The 22,042-nt window shown below is 47.6% G+C and carries 21 protein-coding genes; 18 read left to right on the top strand and 3 right to left on the bottom strand.

Going from position 1 to position 22,042, the window contains the following annotated elements:
• The 8 genes from JQX58_RS01470 (at position 1) to mutT (ending at position 9,795) form a co-directional block, all read left to right on the top strand.
• Positions 1-951, top strand: a complete 951-nt coding sequence (locus JQX58_RS01470; protein ID WP_204145055.1) for a D-alanine--D-alanine ligase — start codon at positions 1-3, stop codon at positions 949-951.
• A 4-nt stretch (positions 952-955) separates the two neighbouring features.
• Positions 956-1,654, top strand: a complete 699-nt coding sequence (locus JQX58_RS01475; RefSeq protein ID WP_204145056.1) for a cell division protein FtsQ/DivIB — start codon at positions 956-958, stop codon at positions 1,652-1,654.
• 65 nt (positions 1,655-1,719) lie between these two features.
• Positions 1,720-2,994: a cell division protein FtsA gene (gene ftsA, locus JQX58_RS01480; protein WP_204145057.1), complete on the top strand. Its 1,275-nt coding sequence runs from the start codon at positions 1,720-1,722 to the stop codon at positions 2,992-2,994.
• Between the two features lie 44 nt (positions 2,995-3,038).
• On the top strand, positions 3,039-4,307 hold the full coding sequence (ftsZ, locus tag JQX58_RS01485; RefSeq protein ID WP_204145807.1) for a cell division protein FtsZ: 1,269 nt from the start codon (positions 3,039-3,041) through the stop codon (positions 4,305-4,307).
• A gap of 104 nt (positions 4,308-4,411) precedes the next feature.
• A complete protein-coding gene (gene lpxC / locus JQX58_RS01490; protein ID WP_204145058.1) occupies positions 4,412-5,326 on the top strand; it encodes a UDP-3-O-acyl-N-acetylglucosamine deacetylase in 915 nt (304 codons plus the stop codon).
• 133 nt (positions 5,327-5,459) lie between these two features.
• A complete protein-coding gene (gene secA / locus JQX58_RS01495; RefSeq protein ID WP_204145059.1) occupies positions 5,460-8,159 on the top strand; it encodes a preprotein translocase subunit SecA in 2,700 nt (899 codons plus the stop codon).
• Positions 8,160-8,187: 28 nt separating this feature from the next.
• A complete protein-coding gene (gene argJ / locus JQX58_RS01500; protein WP_204145060.1) occupies positions 8,188-9,408 on the top strand; it encodes a bifunctional glutamate N-acetyltransferase/amino-acid acetyltransferase ArgJ in 1,221 nt (406 codons plus the stop codon).
• A gap of 3 nt (positions 9,409-9,411) precedes the next feature.
• Entirely contained in the window at positions 9,412-9,795 is a 384-nt protein-coding gene (gene mutT, locus JQX58_RS01505; protein ID WP_204145061.1) for an 8-oxo-dGTP diphosphatase MutT, read from the top strand.
• A 31-nt stretch (positions 9,796-9,826) separates the two neighbouring features.
• On the opposite strand, the gene JQX58_RS01510 is transcribed toward mutT, so the two are convergent.
• Complete coding sequence (locus tag JQX58_RS01510) at positions 9,827-10,615, bottom strand: response regulator (RefSeq protein WP_239090117.1); 789 nt, start codon at positions 10,613-10,615, stop codon at positions 9,827-9,829.
• 102 nt (positions 10,616-10,717) lie between these two features.
• Between JQX58_RS01510 and ppiC the strand changes: the two genes are divergently transcribed.
• From ppiC to JQX58_RS01530, 4 genes are all read left to right on the top strand, one after another.
• Positions 10,718-10,996, top strand: coding sequence for a peptidylprolyl isomerase PpiC (ppiC, locus tag JQX58_RS01515; protein WP_204145063.1), 279 nt, complete (start codon positions 10,718-10,720; stop codon positions 10,994-10,996).
• A gap of 16 nt (positions 10,997-11,012) precedes the next feature.
• Complete coding sequence (locus JQX58_RS01520; RefSeq protein WP_204145064.1) at positions 11,013-11,438, top strand: protein tyrosine phosphatase family protein; 426 nt, start codon at positions 11,013-11,015, stop codon at positions 11,436-11,438.
• 130 nt (positions 11,439-11,568) lie between these two features.
• Positions 11,569-12,180, top strand: a complete 612-nt coding sequence (locus JQX58_RS01525; protein WP_204145065.1) for a helix-turn-helix domain-containing protein — start codon at positions 11,569-11,571, stop codon at positions 12,178-12,180.
• 31 nt (positions 12,181-12,211) lie between these two features.
• Positions 12,212-13,561, top strand: coding sequence for a class II 3-deoxy-7-phosphoheptulonate synthase (locus tag JQX58_RS01530; RefSeq protein WP_204145066.1), 1,350 nt, complete (start codon positions 12,212-12,214; stop codon positions 13,559-13,561).
• A 73-nt stretch (positions 13,562-13,634) separates the two neighbouring features.
• Here JQX58_RS01530 and JQX58_RS01535 read toward each other — a convergent pair whose 3' ends face one another.
• Together JQX58_RS01535 and JQX58_RS01540 are read right to left on the bottom strand one after the other, a co-directional pair.
• On the bottom strand, positions 13,635-14,423 hold the full coding sequence (locus JQX58_RS01535; RefSeq protein ID WP_204145067.1) for a GIY-YIG nuclease family protein: 789 nt from the start codon (positions 14,421-14,423) through the stop codon (positions 13,635-13,637).
• 95 nt (positions 14,424-14,518) lie between these two features.
• Positions 14,519-15,145, bottom strand: coding sequence for an O-methyltransferase (locus JQX58_RS01540; protein ID WP_204145068.1), 627 nt, complete (start codon positions 15,143-15,145; stop codon positions 14,519-14,521).
• Positions 15,146-15,390: 245 nt separating this feature from the next.
• Between JQX58_RS01540 and thrS the strand changes: the two genes are divergently transcribed.
• The 6 genes from thrS (at position 15,391) to pheT (ending at position 22,042) form a co-directional block, all read left to right on the top strand.
• Positions 15,391-17,307 (top strand): threonine--tRNA ligase, encoded by a 1,917-nt coding sequence (gene thrS / locus JQX58_RS01545; protein WP_204145069.1) that lies wholly within the window; start codon positions 15,391-15,393, stop codon positions 17,305-17,307.
• A 29-nt stretch (positions 17,308-17,336) separates the two neighbouring features.
• Positions 17,337-17,870 carry a translation initiation factor IF-3 gene (gene infC, locus JQX58_RS01550; protein WP_204145070.1) on the top strand — a complete coding sequence of 178 codons (534 nt, stop codon included), beginning with the start codon at positions 17,337-17,339 and terminating at the stop codon, positions 17,868-17,870.
• A 73-nt stretch (positions 17,871-17,943) separates the two neighbouring features.
• Positions 17,944-18,138 carry a 50S ribosomal protein L35 gene (rpmI, locus tag JQX58_RS01555; RefSeq protein ID WP_204145071.1) on the top strand — a complete coding sequence of 65 codons (195 nt, stop codon included), beginning with the start codon at positions 17,944-17,946 and terminating at the stop codon, positions 18,136-18,138.
• Positions 18,139-18,179: 41 nt separating this feature from the next.
• Positions 18,180-18,536, top strand: a complete 357-nt coding sequence (gene rplT / locus JQX58_RS01560) for a 50S ribosomal protein L20 (RefSeq protein ID WP_133559386.1) — start codon at positions 18,180-18,182, stop codon at positions 18,534-18,536.
• A gap of 111 nt (positions 18,537-18,647) precedes the next feature.
• Complete coding sequence (gene pheS / locus JQX58_RS01565; RefSeq protein WP_204145072.1) at positions 18,648-19,643, top strand: phenylalanine--tRNA ligase subunit alpha; 996 nt, start codon at positions 18,648-18,650, stop codon at positions 19,641-19,643.
• A 14-nt stretch (positions 19,644-19,657) separates the two neighbouring features.
• Entirely contained in the window at positions 19,658-22,042 is a 2,385-nt protein-coding gene (gene pheT, locus JQX58_RS01570; RefSeq protein ID WP_204145073.1) for a phenylalanine--tRNA ligase subunit beta, read from the top strand.

A 22,042-nucleotide genomic window follows, 5' to 3' on the forward strand; every position in this document is an offset into this window, starting at 1 on the left:
ATGACTGTGCTGCAGGATAAAACCATTGCCGTTGTTTATGGTGGTCGCTCAGCAGAGCGTGAAGTATCTCTTGAAAGTGGCACTCGTGTTGCCCAAGCCTTGCTTAATAAAGGCTACCAAGTAGTCAAAATTGATCTATACGGCGAGCAAGCTGCGCAGGATCCAGTGCAACAGCTGGCCAGTGCAAAGTTTGATTTAGCGTTTATTGCTCTGCACGGTGGCGAAGGTGAAGATGGTCGTGTTCAGGCTTTACTGGACATGCTCAACAAGCCTTATACCGGAAGTTTGCCTTTGGCGTCTGGCTTTGCCATGGATAAGGCTTTGACTAAACGCTATTGGCAGGGCATTGGTATCGCAACGCCTAAATATCTATGCTTTAGTGCTGAGCCAGATGTAGCTCAGATTGAGCAAGAGATGCGTTACCCGTTGATCATCAAGCCTTCTCGCGAAGGCTCAACTATTGGCATTAGCAAAGTAAACGGCCCGCAGGAATTGGCTGCAGCTTTAATCGATGCGCGTCGCTATGATTCGGATATTTTGGTGGAAGAGTTTGTTTCTGGGCCAGAATTTACGGTCACCGTGATAAACGATAAAGCGTATCCTGCGATTGGTTTAAAACCATCACAAGGGCATGCTTTGTACGATTACGAAGCAAAATATTTAGCAGATGATACGGCTTACTTGTTGCCTTGTGGTCTTGCCTCAGAGCAGGAGGAAGAGCTTAAAGCACTAGCGCTCGAAGCATACCGATCGCTCGGTTGTCGAGGTTGGGGGCGTGTCGATGTGATGCAGACTGAGTCCGGCGCCTTTACGGTGCTTGAGGTTAATACCTCGCCTGGCATGACATCCCATAGCTTGGTGCCGATGGCAGCAGCTTATGAAGGCATTGCTTATGATGATCTGGTTGAGATGATCGCGCTGAACGCTTGGCAGGATTCAGAGGTAGCTTGATAGTATGCGCATAGCAGCGCTGATTGGCGCGATATTGCTGATATTGTTTGCGGTCTTTCAAGATGGGCCGGAATCGGCAACGACGGCAGATGAAACGCCGATGTTCGATATTCGCACGGTCGAGATTGTTGGGCAGCTGACTTACGCAGATGAAGCTGAACTGCAGCGATTTTACAATCAGTTGCTAGGTGAAGGACTGTTTGATCGTTCCATGGCCCAATTGCAAGCTTTTGCGACAGAACCGCAATGGGTGAAAAGCGCTCAGATTCGACGACTTTGGCCGCACACATTACGCATTGAGGTGACAGAGCATAGGCCCTTGGCGCGCTGGAATGACGGGAAGGTTATTACCGCAGAGGGGCAGGTTATTGCGCCTAGTAAAGGCCCAGAATTGCCACTCACTTGGTTGCGTGGTCCAGTGGATACCGAAGAAGCGGTGTTGGATCAATTCAGCTTGGTTAGTCAAATGCTGTCAACGTCGTCTTTAAGGGTGTCAGAGCTGGCGTTGGAAGATCGCGGTGCTTGGAGTATTAAATTCGCCAATGGAATCGCGGTAAAACTGGGTCGAGACCAGATTTTAGATCGATTACAGCGCTTTGTGGCAGTGTATAAAACGGATTTATCGGGTAGAATAGATCGGATTATCTCCGTCGATGCACGTTACCCACATGGTGTAGCGGTAAAATGGACGTCAGACGAGTAAAATTGGTCTGATTGTTGCTTTTTTGAACACAGGGTCATTGGACGTTAGTTAACTTAGGATTTTTCATGATTGTTGGATTAGACGTTGGCACTTCGAAAATAACCTGCATCGTAGGTGAGGTCGGTGTTGATGGTGTAATGGAAGTGGTAGGTATTGGCTCGCACGTCGCTAAAGGTATGAAGCGAGGTGTCGTTATCAATATTGAGTCCACGGTCCAGTCGATCCAGCGTGCGGTGGAAGAAGCTGAGTTGATGGCAGGCTGCAACATACACTCTGTGTATGTCAGTGTGGCGGGCAGTCATATTCGCAGCCAAAACTCGCATGGCATTGTGGCGATTAAGCACGGTGAAGTTTTTAAAGAAGACATTGAGCGAGTGATTGATGCGGCGCAAGCGGTACCGATCTCTTCTGATCAGCGTCTTATCCACGTTTTGCCTCAGGAGTATCATATCGACGCTCAAGAGGGGATTCGTGATCCGCTAGGGATGTCGGGCGTGCGTTTGGAAGCGAACGTACACCTGATCTCAGGCGCGGAGAATGCAGTGATGAATGTCGAAAAGTGCATCCGTCGCTGTGGCTTAGAAGTTGATGGTGTGATTCTGTCACAGCTGGCTTCAAGCTATGTATGTTTAAGTGAAGATGAAAAAGATCTTGGTGTGTGCTTGGTGGATATCGGTGCCGGTACAGCAGACATTGCTGTGTGGTTGGATGGTGCACTGCATCATACTTCCGTCGTACCTGTGGCGGGCGATCAAGTGACCAATGATATTTCGATGGCGCTGCGTACGCCGACTTTACATGCAGAAAATATCAAGATTAAGTACGCCTGCGCTATGTCAGATTTAGCGTCCGCGGAACAAATTATTGAAGTACCAAGTGTGGGCGATCGTCAGCCACGTTCTATTTCGCGTCATGCGTTAGCGGAAGTGGTCGAAGCGCGATACGAAGAAATTTATACAATGGTGCAAGAAGAGCTCAATCGCAGTGGATTTGCTGAGCGTATTCCGGCAGGTATTGTACTCACTGGCGGTACGTCATTGATGGAAGGGGCAGAAGCATTAGCTGAGCGTATCTTTGATATGCCAGTTCGTATTGCTCGGCCTGGACAGGCGAAGGGAGTCAGTGAGGTGGTAGATAACCCAAGTTATGCTACCAGTGTAGGATTATTAATGTATGCCGGAGCGAACGTGCCCGCTTCCGAGGCGTTTGAGACCACTGCTCAAACCAAAACATTAAAGAAAAAATATCTGCCCGATGTGGCAGCAGGTGAAACCAAGCCTGCTTTCAGTCCAACGAAAGCGTGGCACAAGGTTAAAGATTGGTTTCAGAGTTATATTTAGGTCAGGATAGACAGCAGAATTATAGGAGCTTAAAGCCCATGTCCATGAACGTATTTGATTTAGCCGAAGAAAACTTGTCAGACAATGCTGTCATCAAAGTAGTTGGTGTTGGTGGTGGCGGCGGTAACGCCGTTAAGCACATGCTTGAGAGCAACTTGGATGGCGTTGAATTCATTTGTGCAAACACTGATTCCAAAGCCCTGCTTGGCTTGGATTCTGGTATTACCTTGCAACTAGGTAATACAGTTACTAAAGGTCTTGGTGCTGGTGCGAATCCAAACATTGGTCGTGACTCTGCTCTAGAAGATCAAGAAAAGATTACAGAGTTGCTAACTGGCGCGGATATGGTCTTTATCACCGCTGGTATGGGTGGTGGTACTGGCACAGGTGCTGCGCCAGTGATCGCAAAAGTTGCGCGTGAATTAGGCATCTTAACAGTGGCTGTCGTCACTAAGCCTTTCCCGTTTGAAGGTCGTCGTCGAGCTAAGGTAGCCGAAGAAGGCATTAAAGAATTGCGTGATAATGTCGATTCATTAATCACAGTGCCAAACGAGCGTTTGTTGCCAGTCTTAGGCAAAAACATTTCGTTGCTAAAGGCTTTCGGTGAAGCGAACAATGTGTTGCTTAATGCAGTGCAGGGTATCACGGACTTGATTATGCGCCCTGGCCTGATCAACGTCGACTTTGCCGATGTGCAGACGGTTATGAAAGAAATGGGTATGGCCATGATGGGGTCAGGCTCTGCAACAGGTGAAGATCGTTCACGTGTGGCAGCTGAAGCGGCTATTCATAACCCATTACTTGAAGACATTAACCTTAAAGGTGCGCGTGGCGTATTGGTCAACATTACCGCCAACGACGAAGTGGGTCTTTCTGAGTTTACTGAGGTGGGTAATATCATCGAGGAATACGCTTCAGAAGACGCGACGGTTGTTATTGGTTGTGCGATCGATCCAAGTGTTGGCGAAGAGATGCGTGTTACGGTTGTAGCGACGGGCCTTGAAGGTAAAGGTGGCGTTGCGCAAATGCAATCTGCAGTGGGTTCAGGTGTGTCAGCAAGCGTAACGCATGCTGCGACAACGCCAGCACCAACAGAAGCGCCTGCGCCGAAAGCTGAGCCACAAGCGCCAGCAGCGAGTGCGGTGCAGCAGCCTGCAGCAGAGCCAGTTAAGCCTGCTGAGCCAGTGGCACCAAAAGTGACTGAACAGCCTAAAGCGCAAGCGGAAACGAACTCTGTTCAGGCGGAGCAAAATACAGAAGACAAGTTGTCATACTTGGATATTCCAGCATTTTTGCGTCGTCAGGCAGATTAAGTTTGCGCAAAAACTGCGCAGCTTGTGGGTCGTCAATTGTATAACGAAAAACTTGTTGCTATCATTGCAACAAATTTTCACTGTCATCATATTGTAGGAAAGTAATGGTACGTCAGCGCACCTTAAAGAACATCATTCGCGCTACCGGAGTGGGCTTACACTCGGGCGAGAAAGTTTATCTCACGCTTAAGCCAGCACCAGTTAACACTGGTATTGTCTTTGTGCGTACAGATATGGAACCGCCAGTAGAGATCATGGGCTCAGCTCAATCTGTTGGTGCGACCAACTTTGCTACAGCCTTGCGTGATGGTGAAACCACAGTGAGCACAGTTGAGCACTTGATGTCTGCGATGGCAGGTTTGGGTGTGGACAATGCTTATGTTGAGCTTAGCTCTAGCGAAGTCCCGTTGATGGACGGTAGTGCTAGCCCATTTGTATTCTTGTTGCAGTCAGCCGGCATCGAAGAACAAGATGCAGCGAAGAAATTCATCCGTATCACTAAGCCGATTCGTGTTGAAGATGGTGATAAGTACGCGTCACTTGAACCTTACAACGGTTTCAAACTGTCGTTTACCATTGATTTTGATCACCCTGCGATTGACGAAGAAGTGCAGTACACCTCCATGGAATTCTCAACGACTACGTTCGTTAAAGAAATCAGTCGTGCGCGTACGTTTGGCTTCATGAAAGATCTTGAATACTTCAAGAACAACAACTTGGCACGTGGCGCCAACATGGAAAATGCGGTCGTACTAGACGATTACCGTGTTATGAATGATGAAGGCCTGCGTTACCGTGATGAACTTGTTCGTCATAAGGTGTTGGATGCGATTGGTGATCTTTACTTGCTAGGCCACAGTGTCATCGGTGAGTATAAGGCATTTAAGTCGGGGCACGGCCTAAACAATAAGTTGCTTCTTGAGTTATTGCAAAATCAGGACTGCTGGGAATATGTAACATTTGAAGAAGATGAAGCGCTAAACCCGATCTCTTTTACCGAGTCAGCGGCCACTGCCTAATTAATGCTCAGTATTGAATAAAAGCCAGACATATGTCTGGCTTTTTTCGTTATAAGGGCTTGATAATTCATGTTTTATGGCTATCTACCATGTTAGACTCTAAATCATTCTAATTTTAAGTTGTGTTGAAAAGATGTTCGGAACAGTCATTAAAAAGATCGTCGGTACTAAAAACGACAGAGAAGTAAAGCGCTATAAAAAAGCAGTTACACAGATCAATAAGCTAGAGGAAAGCTTCAACAATTTAACTGACGATGACTTGATGGCCAAGTCGGGCGAGTTTCGGGAGCGTCTGGCTAAGGGCGAGTCACTTGACTCTCTTTTGCCAGAAGCTTTTGCAACGGTACGCGAAGCAAGTAAGCGTATCATGGGCATGCGCCACTTTGATGTGCAGCTGATCGGCGGCATGGTGCTACATGAAGGGCGTATCGCAGAGATGCGTACCGGTGAAGGTAAAACCTTGGTAGCGACCTTGGCCGTTTACCTTAATGCGTTAGCTGGCAAGGGCGTTCACGTCGTTACCGTCAACGATTATCTAGCCCGTCGTGACGCGAATTGGATGCGTCCGTTGTACGAATTCTTGGATATGAACGTTGGTGTCGTTTACGCAGGGCAAGATCGCGAAGAAAAGCGTGCGGCTTACGTAGCGGATATCACCTACGGTACTAACAATGAATTTGGTTTTGATTACTTGCGTGACAACATGGTCTTCCGCATGGAAGAGCGTATGCAGCGTGAATTATCATTTGCGGTCGTCGATGAAGTGGACTCGATCCTGATCGACGAAGCGCGCACACCGTTGATTATTTCTGGAGCAGTCGAAGACAGCTCTGCTCAGTACAAAAAAATCAATGAATTGGCCCCATTGCTGACGCGTCAAGAAGACGAAGGTGAAGAGGTCGGCCATTACACTTACGACGAAGCGCAAAAAAATGTCGAGCTGACCGAAGATGGTCACCAGTTCGTTGAAGCGTGGCTTGTTGAGCAAGGCCTATTAGAAGAAGGTGATAGCCTATACGCGGCTGGCAACTTGCAGTTGCTGCACCATGTATACGCTTGTATGCGTGCGCACATTGTCTTTAAGAAAAACGTTGATTACGTGGTACAGAATGGCCAAGTAGTGATTGTCGATGAGCACACCGGCCGTACTATGGCAGGGCGTCGTTGGTCTGAAGGCATTCACCAAGCGGTAGAAGCCAAAGAAGGCGTGCAGATTCAAGCCGAAAGTCAGACGCTAGCGTCGACAACCTTCCAGAACTACTTCCGTTTGTACGATAAGTTGTCAGGTATGACAGGTACTGCGGATACAGAAGCCTTTGAATTCCAGCAAATCTACTCGCTATCTGTGGTGGTTATTCCGACTAACAAAGGTGTTGCTCGTAAAGATTTCAATGACTTGATCTTTATGACCACAGAAGAGAAATTTGAGGCCATTGTTAAAGACATCGATGAAGCTGTTAAGCAAGGTCGCCCGATCTTGGTCGGTACGGCATCGATCGATTACTCTGAGTTGTTATCAGGTTTCCTTGAGAAAAAAGGCATCAAGCACAACGTGTTGAACGCCAAGCAACACGAACGCGAAGCCGAAATCATTGCTGAAGCGGGCCGTCCGGGTGCTGTAACGATTGCTACCAACATGGCCGGTCGTGGTACTGATATTGTGTTGGGTGGTAACCTTCAAGTAGAACTTGCGCAACTTGGTGAAGACGCTACGGACGCTGAGAAAGAAGCGTTAAAGGAAGATTGGCAGCAACGCCATGATGCCGTGCTAGAGGCAGGCGGTTTGCATATCATTGGTACCGAGCGTCATGAGTCTCGCCGCATTGATAACCAATTGCGTGGTCGTGCGGGTCGTCAAGGTGATGTGGGCTCATCACGTTTCTACTTGTCCCTAGAAGACAATTTAATGCGAATCTTTATGTCTGAGCGCATTAAGAAAATGATGCAAGCGCTAGGCATGGAGAAGGGCGAAGCCATTGAGCATAAGATGGTGTCTAATGCTATCGAAAAAGCTCAGCGTAAGGTTGAGGGGCGTAACTTTGATATTCGTAAACAGCTACTTGAATACGACGATGTAGCCAACGATCAGCGTCAAGTAATTTACCGTCAACGCTATGACATGATGTCATCGGGCGATCTTTCTGATGCGATTCTATCAATGCGTGAAGACGTCGTGTCAGGCTTGATTGATGAATACATTCCGCCACAGAGTATCTTCGATCAGTGGGATCTTGAAGGTTTAGAAGAGCGTATTCGTAATGAGTTTGGCTTGGAGATTCCGATTCAGCAATGGGTTGCGGAAGATAAGAAACTTTACGAAGAGCCGCTGCGCGAAAAAATTCTGCAATTCTTCATCGATGATTATGAAGCCAAAGAAGCCATTGCTGGCCCTCAAGCGTTGCGTAACTTCGAAAAACAAGTATTGCTACAAGTGCTAGATACGCTTTGGAAAGAGCATTTGCAAACCATGGATATGCTGCGTCAAGGTATTCACTTACGTGGTTATGCGCAGAAGAATCCTAAGCAAGAATACAAGCGTGAAGCATTTGAGTTGTTCCAAGGTTTGCTTGAGCAAATTAAGTTTGAAGTTATTCAAGTGGTCACTCGCGTCAAGGTTCAATCGGCTGAAGAGGCTGAAAAGATTGAAGAAGCGCGTCGCCAGCAAGAAGCCAAAACTCGCGTAACCACCAATGCGTCCGATGAGCCAAGTAAGCCTGCTGAAGCGAGTGCTGGGCAAGCGCCTGCTGGTGAAGCGCCACGTGTTGGTCGCAATGAGCCGTGCCCATGCGGTTCTGGTAAGAAGTTCAAGCAGTGCCACGGTAAGTTGGTTTAATTAATTAGTTTTCATTTGAGAGGCCGTTATGGCAGTTGGTTTAGGTTCTTTTCCAAATATTCCATCTATCCCAGGTGTTCGATTTGCAGCAGTGGAAGCGGGCATTAAGAAAGCGAACAAGAAGGACGTAGTGGTCTTTGAGTTAGCTCAAGGCACGAATGTCGCAGGCGTATTCACGCAGAATCAGTTTTGCGCGGCACCAGTGCGTGTTTGTCGTGAGCATTTAGCCAAAGCAGCACCACGCTATCTGGTCATTAATACCGGCAATGCCAATGCTGGTACGGGTAAATCAGGTATGGAGAATGCGTTGCATACCTGTGAAACCATGGCGCATTTAACGGGTGTGGCCAACGAGCAGATTTTGCCGTTTTCTACGGGCGTGATCGGTGAGCCATTACCTGTTTCTAAGATTACAGCGGCTTTGCCTAATGCCTTGCATTCACTGTCAAGCGATGCTTGGCAGTCTGTGGGTGTGGGCATTATGACAACTGATACCCTACCTAAAGGCGCTTACCGCCAAGTTGAGTTGGATGGTGTGCAAGTGACTATTGGTGGTATCTCTAAAGGTGCTGGTATGATTCGCCCTAACATGGCGACCATGCTAGGTTTTATCTTTACTGATGCCGCAGTGGACCCGCTAGCGCTACAAAGTTTGCTCAAGCAAACCACAGAGCAAAGCTTTAACCGTATTACCATCGACAGCGATACATCCACCAATGACTCTTGTATTGCGGCCGCAACAGGTCAAGCGGGCAATGCACCGTTAACCGATTTAACGACGGGTGCCGGTGCCGTATTCGCAGCGGCTTTCCTTGAAGTGATGCAGGAGTTAGCTCATGCCATCGTTCGTGATGGCGAAGGTGCAACTAAGTTTGTAACGGTGGAAGTAAAAGGTGCGAAACAAGTGTCGGATGCCACTAAAACAGCCTTTGAAATTGCGCATTCGCCGCTAGTCAAAACGGCCTTGTTTGCATCGGATCCGAACTGGGGTCGTGTTTTGGCGGTGGTGGGTCGTGCGGGCGTTGAAGATCTGAACGTCGACACCGTGTCACTCACTATTAATGGCTGTGAAATCGCACGCGATGGTGGTCGTTCACCTGATTACACTGAAGAAGCAGGCCAGGCCGCGATGGCGCCTGAGGAAATCCACATAGTTGTCGATCTCGGCGCCGGTGAGGCAAGCGATACTGTATGGACAACGGACTTCTCGCATGAGTATGTAACCATCAATGCTGAGTACCGTACCTAAACAATGTTGATTCGAGTCGCAGCAGGTATTATTGAGCGTGATGGGCAAATTTTTGTAGCATTGCGCTCAAGTGATAAGCATCAAGGTGGTCTTTGGGAGTTTCCTGGCGGCAAGGTTGAGGCTGATGAAACGCCTCAAGCGGCCTTATCTAGGGAGCTTGCTGAAGAGTGTGGTATCGAGGTTCAGGGCAGTGAGTCATTTCATGTCATTCGACATGACTACAGTGACAAATCAGTAGAGTTACACTTTTATCGAGTGTTTGACTTTGCTTGCGAACCTCACGGTAAGGAAGGTCAGCAAGTGGCTTGGGTATCGCGCCAGCAGCTCACTGAGTTGGCCTTTCCTGAGGCCAATGTCCCGATTGTTGATATGCTACAGTCTAAGTAAGAGACAAAAAACGGCCCAGTGGGCCGTTTTTTTAATCTAAGATATTATGCAGTAAACGTCTTAACGTCTCAGGTTCAAAGACTTTGTCGCAGATCGCATCGACACCTTCTTGGGTGATGTTGGCCAGCTGAGGTTGGTCGGCGTTAGAAGCGACCATGAGTACAGGAATGTGAGAGATGCTTTCCGTCATACGGATGGTGTGAGCCAGTTCTTTGCCATCCATCTCTGGCATATTGTAATCAGTAATGACCAAATCGTAGTCGGCATCTTGTAGTAAGCGAATCGCATCAGCGCCGTTAGCTGCCACATCGATATTGATGATCCCCATTGTCTCTAGGACGCGGGTAATGTGCTTTTGCGCCAATTTGCTGTCATCCACCAGTAGCACGCTCATCTCGTGCGGGTCCAACAGTTCCAGATCGATTTCTTGCTCAACACTTAAATCGAGCGTGGCATTAATCGCGCGCTGTAGGTCTTTCATTTCAAAAGGTTTCGGCAGGATGGCAATCACGCCCGCTTGGCGTAACGTTTCAAGATGCGAGCGATCCCTCTCACTGGAGACGATCATAAAATGAATGTGTTCAGTGTCGGGATGCTTTTTCATCATGGTGACCATGGTATCAGCCTCACCATCGGGCAAATACATGGCGGACACAATTAGGTCAGGTTCGTAATCTTTCACGGCGTTGATGGCGGACTTAATGGAGTCGGCGAAGCGCACATCTCTAATGCCAGTTTCGGCCAATGCGCGTTGAATAATTTTTTGTTGTGTGGAAGAGGGCTCAACTAATAAAATCGATAATTCTTCCGATGATGGCATTAACTCCATACTATCCTCGTATCCGAAACAAGTTATACTTAAACTGAATGTATCACACGAATCTACCCGTGTATTTAAGTTGAATCAACGAAGAGGTGATAAATGGCTACAGCAAGTGCCTGCCATATACTCGTAAAAACCAAGCAGGAAGCTGAGCAGCTGAAAACCAAGTTGGATAATGGTGCAGACTTTCATCAGTTGGCTAAGAAGCATTCCACTTGCCCTTCAGGCAAAAAAGGGGGCGATTTAGGTGAATTCCGTAAAGGCGATATGGTTGCGCCGTTTGATAAAGCGGTATTCAATGGACCTTTGCTTAAAATCCAAGGTCCTGTGAAAACACAGTTTGGTTTTCATTTAATTAAAGTGCTGTACCGCTCGTAGTAAAAGGAACAAAGTTATGAACAGTGTTGAACTTGCCTCAAATTATTCTGTAGCACCGCAGATTGACGTGGCTGATGTGGCTGAAATTAAAGCGCAAGGTTTTGATGTTTTAATCAACAATCGCCCAGATGGTGAGTCTGAGGATCAGCCAAGCAGTGCTGAGATCCAAGCGGCAGCCGAGCAAGCTGGTTTGGTGTACATCCATAACCCTATTGACTTAAAGCAATTAACTAACCGAGAAGTGGTTCAGCAGCAAAACGCTATGGCCGAGGCTGATAAGGTGTTTGCTTATTGTCGTACGGGGACTCGCTCATCTGTGCTGTGGGTCTTGGCAGAGCAAAAAGACGAAAACTCGTTTATCGAACATGTTGCCCATGTCATGAAAAAGGGCTTTGATTTGGGTCGATGCTTGCCGGCGATGGAGCTATTAAAAAAACGCTAAGGTGCGTTAATAGTGCAAAGCCCGCTCAAAGCGGGCTTTTTTGTCTCTGCATGAAATGACTAAATTAAATATCATATAGGTCAACAGAGTTTATTTTAGTAAACTTGCGGAGCGTATAGGAGAAATGTAGATGGTAAGTCGACCCTCATTAGAAACTGCTACCGCTTCAGACCCGGATCAATTTGTCGAGCCGTTAGAATTGGGCAAGCGTGTTAAAGAAATACGTTTGACCAAAGGTTGGACACTCGAAGAGGTGAGTAAGCGCACGGGAATTGCACGCTCAACCTTATCTAAAATCGAGAATGATCATGTCTCCCCCAGCTTTGCTATTGTGCAAAAGCTGATTGGCGGTCTGGGGATGGATTTACCGCAGCTGTTTGTGGAAACGCAAGAGCACTCGATCGCGGGGCGGCGCGATATAACACGTAACGAAGAAGGGGAGCCACACCCGACAGCGACCTATGAACACGAGCTGTTGAGCTTTTCTATCAGTCGCAAAAAGATGGTGCCATTTAAAACCATAGTACGCGCACGTAGCTTTGATGAGTTCAAGGAGTGGGTGCGCCACGATGGCGAAGAGTTTTTATTGGTGCTTTCGGGGAGTGTGGTGTTCTATTCGGAGTTTTACGAGCCAGTCGAATTAAACGAAGGTGATAGTGTGTACTATGATGCTGGTATGGGGCATATTGTCATATCGAAGTCACAAGACGATGCTCAAATACTTTGGGTGGTGGCACGCTAACAGCAAATAAAAATATAGGTAAGGGGAAATAATGCCTAACGCATGGGACGTACAAAGCTGGCGTCAAAAGACGGCTTTACAGCAGCCAGAATACCCGAGTGTGGAAGCACTGCGCGGTGTTGAACAAACTTTAGCGCAAGTGCCGCCATTGGTATTTGCCGGTGAGTCACGTCAGTTGAAATCTGAGTTGGCCAATGTAGCCAATGGTAAAGGTTTTTTACTGCAAGGTGGTGACTGTGCGGAAAGTTTTGCTGAGTTCTCAGCAAACAATATTCGCGATACCTTTAAAGTATTGTTGCAGATGGCTGTGGTGATGACCTATGCAGGCAAATGCCCAGTCGTAAAAGTAGGGCGTATGGCAGGGCAGTTTGCTAAGCCGCGTTCAGCTGGTACGGAAAATATTAACGGCATTGAGCTGCCAAGCTACCGTGGTGACATTATCAACGGTATCGAGTTTGATGAAGCTGCACGTATTCCTGACCCTGAGCGTTTGCTCAAAGTCTACAATCAGAGTGCGGCAACTATGAACCTATTGCGTGCGTTTGCGCAAGGTGGCTTTGCCGACTTGCATCAAGTGCATCAATGGAACCTGGATTTCATTAGCAATAGTCCTGCTGGTGAGCGCTATCAAACAGTGGCCGATAAAATTGATGACGCGCTACAGTTTATGGAAGCCTGTGGTATCGGTGCCGGTGCCTCTCAATTGCGTGAGACCTCGTTCTATACCTCGCACGAAGCGCTTTTACTGCCTTACGAGCAAGCGTTGACGCGCCAAGATAGCTTGACGGGTGATTGGTACGACTGTTCGGCGCATATGCTGTGGATCGGTGATCGCACACGTCAGATTGATGGTGCTCATGTTGAGTTCTTGCGTGGTGTAAATAACCCGATCGGGGTGAAAGCTGGCCCATCGATGGACCCTGAAGATCTGTTGCGCCTATGCGATATCTTAAACCCTGATAACGAAGAAGGGCGCTTAAACGTTATTGTTCGTATGGGGGCGGATAAGGTAGCTGATGGTATGCCAAACTTGATTCGTGCGATTGAGCGTGAAGGTAAGAAAGTGCTGTGGAGTAGTGACCCAATGCACGGCAACACAGTGAAGGCGAGTACAGGCTACAAGACTCGCAAAGTGGATGATGTGCTACGTGAAGTGCAGCAGTTCTTTGAGGTGCATAAAGCTGAAGGTACCTACCCAGGCGGCGTGCATTTTGAAATGACGGGGCAGAATGTCACTGAGTGCGTAGGCGGTGCTTTCCAAGTCACTGAGGCTGACCTAGCTGACCGTTATCATACTCACTGTGATCCACGTTTGAATGCGGACCAGTCGCTAGAGCTGGCCTTCATGATTTCTGAAACGTTGAAAAAAGCGCGCGCTTAATTCGCTAGCAAGCGCGTATAAAAAAGCCCCAGTGAGTGATCACTGGGGCTTTTTCGTTAATACTGGATCTAACTTAGCCTTTGCGGCGGCGGAAAGCGGATTGTGCTGATTTTGCAGTCATGTCCAGCTTGGCCATGATCAACGCCATCTCATCGGCTTGCTCCTGCTGCTGCTTACGCAGCTCTTCGGCGCGCTCTGCTTTGGCTTGTTTCTCGGCTTCACGGAGCATTTTTTGAATGCTGCTTGAGCTGCGAGTGGTGCCTTTTGGGGCGCTGCTGGCGGCTTTTTCGCTTGCTGCTGGTGCAGCGCTACGCTTGATAGTTGAAGGCTTAGTCGGATCTTCTAGTTCACCTGAAGCGGGTGTGTCTAGACGGTCTTCGCCAATCAATTCGCCAAAGAAAGATGACACCGTTGGTTTTGGTTCTTCTTTCTTAGGTAGCTCTACCTTAGGTAATTCGCTCTTTTTGCCAGCTGTTTTAGCCGCTGGCTTACGGCCAGGTGTTTTCTTTTCTGGCTCAGCTGTCGATTTACCATTGGTATCAAACATCGCTTTTTTGCCCAGCTCAAGCTGGCGGCCTTTAGCGGTTGTTTGACCAATCTTGTAGCCACGTAGACTCTCAGCGTTGTAGATCACCAAGTAGTCCTGCTCTAGCTCGTAAAGCTCTTCTTTATCGTTTGTGTCATACAGTTCTTCAACTGAAAAAGCATCGACGCCGTGCTGGCGGATATCTTCGTACAGTGGGAAATCTAAATTTTCGTTGGCAGCTTCGACATACTGCTCGAAGCGCTGAAATCCACTGTTAAAAGATGTGCCGATGTAATGCTTTCCAGTGACATTATTTGTGATTTTAAAAACAACCAAAATCCCTGCCTCTTGAATTTTTTACAGTCAAAAGCATAGCACCCAACACCGCCTAGAAGAGGCAGTGTCTGGGTGCCTACTTATTAGAATTAGTTTTAAAGTTTGATGACGAGATTCAAACCATCTCGTACGTGGAGGTGGACGTTTTCCACTCTCGGATCCTCTGCGATACGCTTATTCATGGCGTCTACTGCGATATCGCTGTTCTCTTCGGGAGAGAGAACTCGTCCTTGCCAGATAGAATTGTCAATTACAATTAAGCCCCCGCTGCGGACTAAAGGCAGCACGGCTTCGTAATAATTGAGATAGTTGCGTTTATCGGCATCGATAAACACAAAGTCGAGCGGCCCTTCGAGGGTTTGGATGGTCTCCAAGGCGGGGCCGAAAATGGGGGTGATCTTGTTCCCGAACGGGCTGCGATCAAAAAAGCTTTGTGCAAACTCAATTGCACGTGGGTTGGTCTCACAACAAATCAGCTTGCCATCTTCTGGCATGCCCTCGGCGATTGATAGCGCTGAATAGCCGGTGAACATGCCGATTTCAAGCGCGTTTTTAGGCTGGTGGATTTTGGCGAGCAGCTTCAGTGCTCGACCGATCGTGCGTCCAGACAATTTATTCGGGTAACCCATGTCGGTATAAGTCTTGTCGACTAATTCCAACAAAAGGTCTGGCTCTGGTTGAGTTGTCTCAACACAGTAATTGTCAATCGCGTCGTGATCCATAAGGCCTATATATCTTGGAGGGGTTGTTGTGAAACAGGCGCCATTTTACCCGCTTAGAGAGGAAAGTCTATGGCTGAAGCGCACAAAAAATGGTTGATTTTTATGCGCGAGAGTGCCTTATTTTCAACGACTATGAAAGCCGGCCAAGATGGTCGCAAAATAGTCTAAGAAGTGTTATTTTAACGCACTCAAATTTCCATGTGCTCTTTCGTATGGAGCACCACTGACTCCGACAGGGGAAAAAAATGCCAGTAATTACTTTACCAGATGGTAGCCAGCGTACCTTTGCTGAGCCCGTTACTCTTATGCAAGTGGCCGAGGATATCGGTCCAGGTCTTGCCAAGGCAACTGTTGCCGGCAAAATCAACGGCAAGTTGGTCGATGCATGTGAGCTTATTACCGAAGATTCTGACGTCAGCTTGGTGACGGGAAAAGACGAAGAAGGTATCGAAATCATTCGTCACTCGTTTGCCCACCTGGTAGGTCATGCAGTGAAGCAGTTGTTCCCAACTGCCAAAATGGCCATTGGTCCTGTGATCAATGAAGGCTTTTACTACGATATCGCTTACGAGCGTCCGTTTACGCCAGAAGACATGGCGGCGATCGAAGCACGTATGGCAGAGCTCATCAAAAAAGACTACGACGTAGTTAAAGTGATGACGCCGGTCGACGAAGCACGTGCTAAATTCGATGAGCGCGGTGAATCGTACAAAGTACAATTGATCGATGATATGGACGACTCAGTTAAAGAAGTCGGTCTGTACCATCATGAAGAATACATGGATATGTGTCGTGGCCCACACGTGCCTAATACACGTGTTCTACGTCACTTCAAATTGATGAAGCTAGCAGGCGCCTATTGGCGTGGTGATTCTAGCAACGAACAATTACAACGTATCTACGGTACGGCTTGGTCTGATAAAAAAGATCTAAAAGCGTATTTGACACGTATCGAAGAAGCGGAAAAACGAGATCACCGTAAACTTGGTAAAAAGCTAGACTTGTTCCACGTGCAAGAAGAAGCACCTGGCATGGTGTTCTGGCATCCAAAAGGCTGGAATCTGTACCAAACTGTCGAGCAGTACATGCGTCAGAAACAGTTAGAAAACGGTTACCAAGAGGTGAAAACGCCACAGATCGTCGATCGCGTTTTGTGGGAAAAATCCGGTCACTGGGGTAAGTATCATGAAAACATGTTTACTACTCATTCAGAAAACCGCGACTACGCCGTAAAACCAATGAACTGTCCTTGTCACGTACAAGTGTACAACCAAGGCTTGAAGAGTTACCGTGATTTGCCATACCGTATGGCAGAATTTGGTTCATGTCACCGTAACGAGCCATCGGGTGCACTACATGGCATCATGCGTGTACGTAACTTCGTACAAGATGACGGTCATATTTTTGTGACAGAAAATCAGATTCAGTCAGAAGTGTCTGAATTCATTGATTTGCTGCACGAAGTGTATGCAGATTTTGGTTTCGATCAAATTATTTACCGCTTATCTACTCGTCCAGAGCAACGTGTTGGCTCGGATGAGGTTTGGGATAAAGCTGAGAAAGCCTTGGCTGAAGCATTGAATTCAGCTGAACTTGAGTGGGAAGAGCTACCAGGTGAAGGTGCTTTTTACGGACCGAAAATTGAATTTTCTCTGAAAGACGCGATTGGCCGAGTATGGCAGTGCGGTACTATTCAGGTGGACTTCTCAATGCCAACGCGTCTTAGTGCGCAATACGTATCCGAAGATGGCTCACGCCAGACACCGGTTATGTTGCACCGCGCGATCGTGGGTTCGCTAGAGCGTTTCATCGGTATCTTGATTGAAGAAACCGAAGGTTCGTTCCCAGTTTGGCTTGCGCCAGAACAAGTGGTAATCATGAATATTACCGATCGTCAGGCTGATTATTGTAAGAATTTAGAGAAATCTCTAAATTCACAGGGCTTCCGAGCAAAACTTGACTTGAGAAACGAGAAGATCGGGTTTAAAATCCGCGAGCATACTCTACAGAGAGTGCCTTACATGATCGTCATCGGTGATAAAGAAGTCGAGAATCAGCAAGTTGCTGTACGTACTCGTACAGGTGATGATCTGGGTGTGATGAGTATCCAAGAATTTGAAGAATTGCTTCAAACTGAAATCTCACGCCGTAGTCGTAAATAAATAATGGAGATAGAGCTATAAAAGGTAATATGAATCGTGGACGCGCTAACGCTAAGCAACGTCCTCAAATCAACGAAAACATACGAGCTACCGAAGTGCGCCTTATCGGTGCTGATGGTGATCAAATTGGTGTTGTTTCGATTGAAGAAGCACTAGAAGCAGCGCAAGAAGCTGGTCTAGACCTAGTGCAGATTGCTGATTCAGATCCGATTGTTTGCAAAGTCATGGACTACGGTAAGCATATCTTCGAGCAGAAAAAAGCGAAAGCCGCTCAGAAGAAGAATGCAAAGCAAATTCAAGTAAAAGAAATTAAATTCCGTCCAGGGACGGAGGAAGGGGATTATCAGGTAAAACTCCGCAACCTGATACGTTTCCTTGAAGGAGGGGATAAGGCCAAGGTTTCTCTACGTTACCGCGGTCGTGAAATGGCCCATCAGGAGCTTGGCATGCAACTTATGCACCGAGTCGCTAATGACTTGGAAGAGTATGGTGTTGTAGAGCAGGCTGCGAAAATGGAAGGTCGTCAATTGACTATGGTGCTGGCCCCTAAAAAGAAGAAGTAATAAAAGCGGCTAAGTCTTGTGCTTAGCCCTGTTTATTACATTTAACATTAACGAATGCGAGAGTGGTTTTACCATGCCAAAAATTAAATCTAACAGTAGTGCTCTAAAGCGCTTCAAACGTACCGCTAACGGTTTTAAACATAAGCAGTCTTTCACTAGTCACATCTTGACTAAGAAGTCTACTAAGCGTAAACGCCAACTTCGTGCTATGCACCAAGTTAAAGCTAGCGATAAGCCACTTATCGTTCGCATGCTTCCATACGCTTAATCGATATTTTTCAGTCAACAACTAGTTAAAGGGTTTATATTATGCCTCGCGTAAAACGTGGTGTTCAGGCTCGTCGCCGTCACAAAAAGATTTTAAAGCAAGCTAAAGGTTACTACGGTGCTCGTAGCCGTGTATTTCGTGTAGCGAAACAAGCGGTTATCAAAGCAGGTCAATACGCTTACCGTGACCGTCGTCAGCGCAAACGTCAATTCCGTGCTCTATGGATTGCTCGTATCAACGCGGCGTCTCGTCTAAACGGTCTATCTTACAGCCGCTTCATTGCTGGCCTTAAGAAAGCTTCTATTGAAATCGACCGTAAAGTATTGGCTGACTTGGCAGTTTACGAGAAAGAAGTTTTTGCTGCGATCGTTGAAAAAGCGAAAGCAAGCTTGGCTTAATTGAGACGTAGTGCCTAGAGTGACCATGCATCTGATGCTTATTCACTCAAGCAGTCTTTGATAGGGGAAGAGCCAACGGCTCTTCCCCTATTTTATTTTTTGGAGTATGTAATGGAGAACCTAAACCAGATTCTTGCTGACGCCTTAGCTGCGGTAGCTGCATCTGACAATGAGGCCGGTCTTGATGAGGTACGTGTTCAGTATCTTGGTAAGAAAGGTGCTCTGACGTCGCTTCTTAAGCAACTAGGTAATGTTGCACCTGAAGACCGCCCTAAATTCGGTCAATTGGTAAACGAAGCAAAACAGCAAGTTCAAGAGCAAATGAACGAGCGTAAGACTGCGCTAGCAGCGGCGGCACTCAATGCCAAACTTGCCAATGAAACGATCGATATTTCTTTGTCTGGTAAAGGCCAAGAGATCGGTGGTTTGCACCCAGTTACACGTACCATGGAACGTATTGAAAACTTCTTCCGTGGTATTGGTTTTGATGTCGCATCAGGCCCTGAAATCGAAGACGATTACCATAACTTCGAGGCGCTAAACATTCCAGCGCATCACCCTGCGCGTGCGATGCAAGACACATTTTATTTCAATCCTAATACGGTTCTGCGTACGCATACGTCTCCGGTACAAGTACGTACCATGGAAAACAACCAGCCACCGATCCGTATCATCTGTCCTGGTCGAGTGTACCGCAGCGACTCCGATCAAACGCACACGCCGATGTTCCACCAAGTGGAAGGTTTGTTGATCGACGAAAATATCTCCTTTGCAGACCTGAAAGGCATTTTGCAGCAGTTCCTTAACGTATTCTTTGAGGATGACCTTAAAGTGCGTTTCCGCCCGAGCTACTTCCCGTTTACTGAGCCTTCGATCGAAGTAGACATCATGCGTACTAACAGCAAAGGTGAAGAGTCTTGGTTAGAAGTATTAGGCTGTGGCATGGTGCATCCAAAAGTATTGGAAATGTCAGGTATCGACTCTGAGAAGTACACTGGATTCGCCTTCGGTATGGGCGTTGAGCGCTTTGCCATGCTGCGTTACAAGGTTGATGACCTACGTATGTTCTTCGAAAACGATCTTCGTTTCCTAACGCAATTCAAGTAAGGACCAGGCTAACTATGAAATTCAGTGAAAATTGGCTAAGAGAGTGGGTCAATCCAGCGGTCACATCAGACGAGCTTGTTGCCCAAGTCACACTAGCAGGTCTTGAAGTCGACGAAGTAGAGGCAGCAGCAGGTGAATTCACCGGTGTTGTAGTAGGGGAAATCCTAGCGGCTGAGCAGCATCCTAATGCTGACAAACTACAAGTCTGTACTGTGTCTGATGGTACCGAGCAGTTCCAAGTGGTATGTGGTGCGCCCAACGCCCGTCCTGGTATTAAAATCCCATTTGCTAAAATCGGCGCCGTACTTGGCGGTGATTTTAAAATTAAAAAAGCCAAGCTACGCCAAGTTGAATCCTTTGGTATGTTGTGCTCTGCATCGGAACTTGCGATCAGTGAAGAAAACGATGGCATCCTAGAGTTGGCTGCGAACGCGCCAGTGGGTACTGACATTCGTGAATACCTAAACCTTGACGACAACATCATTGATGTAGACCTGACGCCTAACCGCGCTGATTGTCTGAGCATTGCTGGTTTGGCGCGTGAAGTAGGTGTGATCAATAAAGTAGACGTTAAGCCGGTGGCTATTGAAGCGCCAGCTCACAGTATTGACGATACTTTCCCGATTCGTGTCGACGCCACAGAAGGCTGTCCACGTTACCTAGGTCGTGTGATCAAAGGTGTTAACGTTCAAGCTGAGACGCCATTGTGGATGGTTGAGAAGCTACGTCGCAGTGGTATCCGCTCTATCGATCCGATCGTCGACATCACCAACTACGTGATGATCGAGTTGGGTCAGCCAATGCATGCGTTTGACCTAAATAATCTGTCTGGTTCGATCGTTGTACGTATGGCAGAAGAGGGCGAGAAGCTATTGCTGCTAGACGGTCAAGAGATTGCGCTACGTGCGGACACCATGGTGATTGCGGATGAGCAAAAGGCACTGGCGATGGCGGGTGTGATGGGTGGTGAGCATTCCGGTGTGAATGCAGAAACCCAAACAATCTTCCTAGAAAGCGCTTTCTTTGCGCCGCTTGCTTTAGCGGGTAAAGCGCGTTCTTACGGTTTGCACACAGATTCATCACACCGCTTTGAGCGTGGCGTTGATGCAACGCTTGCTGCTAAGGCGATGGAGCGTGCGACTCAGCTGATCGTTGAGATTGCCGGTGGTGAAGTGGGCCCTGTTAACGAAGTAGCGACTGAGGCGAATCTGCCAAAGGCGAATCAAGTAACGCTACGTCGTAAGAAGTTAGATCAATACTTAGCGGTGTCTCTTGAGAAAGACTTGGTAACCGATATCTTGACGCGTCTTGGTCTTGAAATGGTTGAAGTCACAGATGAGCAATGGGTAACCGTTGCGCCATCACATCGTTTTGATATCGAGATCGAAGCCGACCTGATTGAAGAAGTAGCGCGTATCTACGGCTACGACAATCTACCGTCTTCTATGCCAACAGCTGCAGTGAATTTCACGCCAGCGTCAGAAAGCAAAACACCGATTCAATCACTACGTGCGACGTTAGTGTCTCAAGGTTACCAAGAAGCCGTGACTTACAGCTTCATCGATCCGGTGATGAGCAAGCAGTTCTTCCCTGCGATTGAGCCGGTACCTTTGGCCAACCCAATCTCTGGCGATATGGGTGTGATGCGCCCAAGTTTGCTACCAGGTCTTGTGAAGGTGTATCTACACAACCAAAACCGTCAGCAATCACGTGTACGTATCTTTGAGACGGGTAGCCGTTTCGTGGGCGATGTGAACAAACTTGATGAGTTGGATCAGAAGCACCAAGTAGCGGGTCTAATTGCAGGCTCTCGTTACCCTGAAGGTTGGTACCACAATAATGAAAAAGTGGATTTCTACGACCTAAAAGCGCACGTAGAAGCACTATTTGACTTAAACCAAGGTGCGACGCCTGAGTTTGAGCGTGCTGACGAAACGTATCTGCACCCAGGCCGCTCAGCCTATGTGTTGGTCAATGGCGAGCGCGTCGGTGTGATCGGTGAGCTGCATCCACAGTTGTCAAAAGAGCTGGGCACAAACCAAGCGGTTTACGTATTTGAAATCGATTTGAATGCCGTGTTAGGGGCTAAGCTTCCTGAGTACCAGCGTGTATCGAAATTCCCAGAAGTACGTCGTGATCTTGCCTTGTTGGTTGATCGCGCGACACCTGTAAATGCGCTGGAAAAAGTCATCACTGCAAACGCTGGCGAAGCCTTCAAAAAAGTCGCTGTTTTCGATGTTTATCAAGGCCAAGGCATTGATGAAACTAAAAAAAGTGTCGCTTTAGGCTTGACGTGGCAGCATCCTTCACACACTCTTAGTGATGAAGAAGTGAACAGCGCCGTCGAAGCAGTGACGGGTGCACTTGCAGAACAGCTAGGAGCAGTGATTCGGGGGTAA

This window comes from Marinomonas ostreistagni, from assembly GCF_016888445.1.
Classification (GTDB): Bacteria; Pseudomonadota; Gammaproteobacteria; order Pseudomonadales; family Marinomonadaceae; genus Marinomonas; species Marinomonas ostreistagni.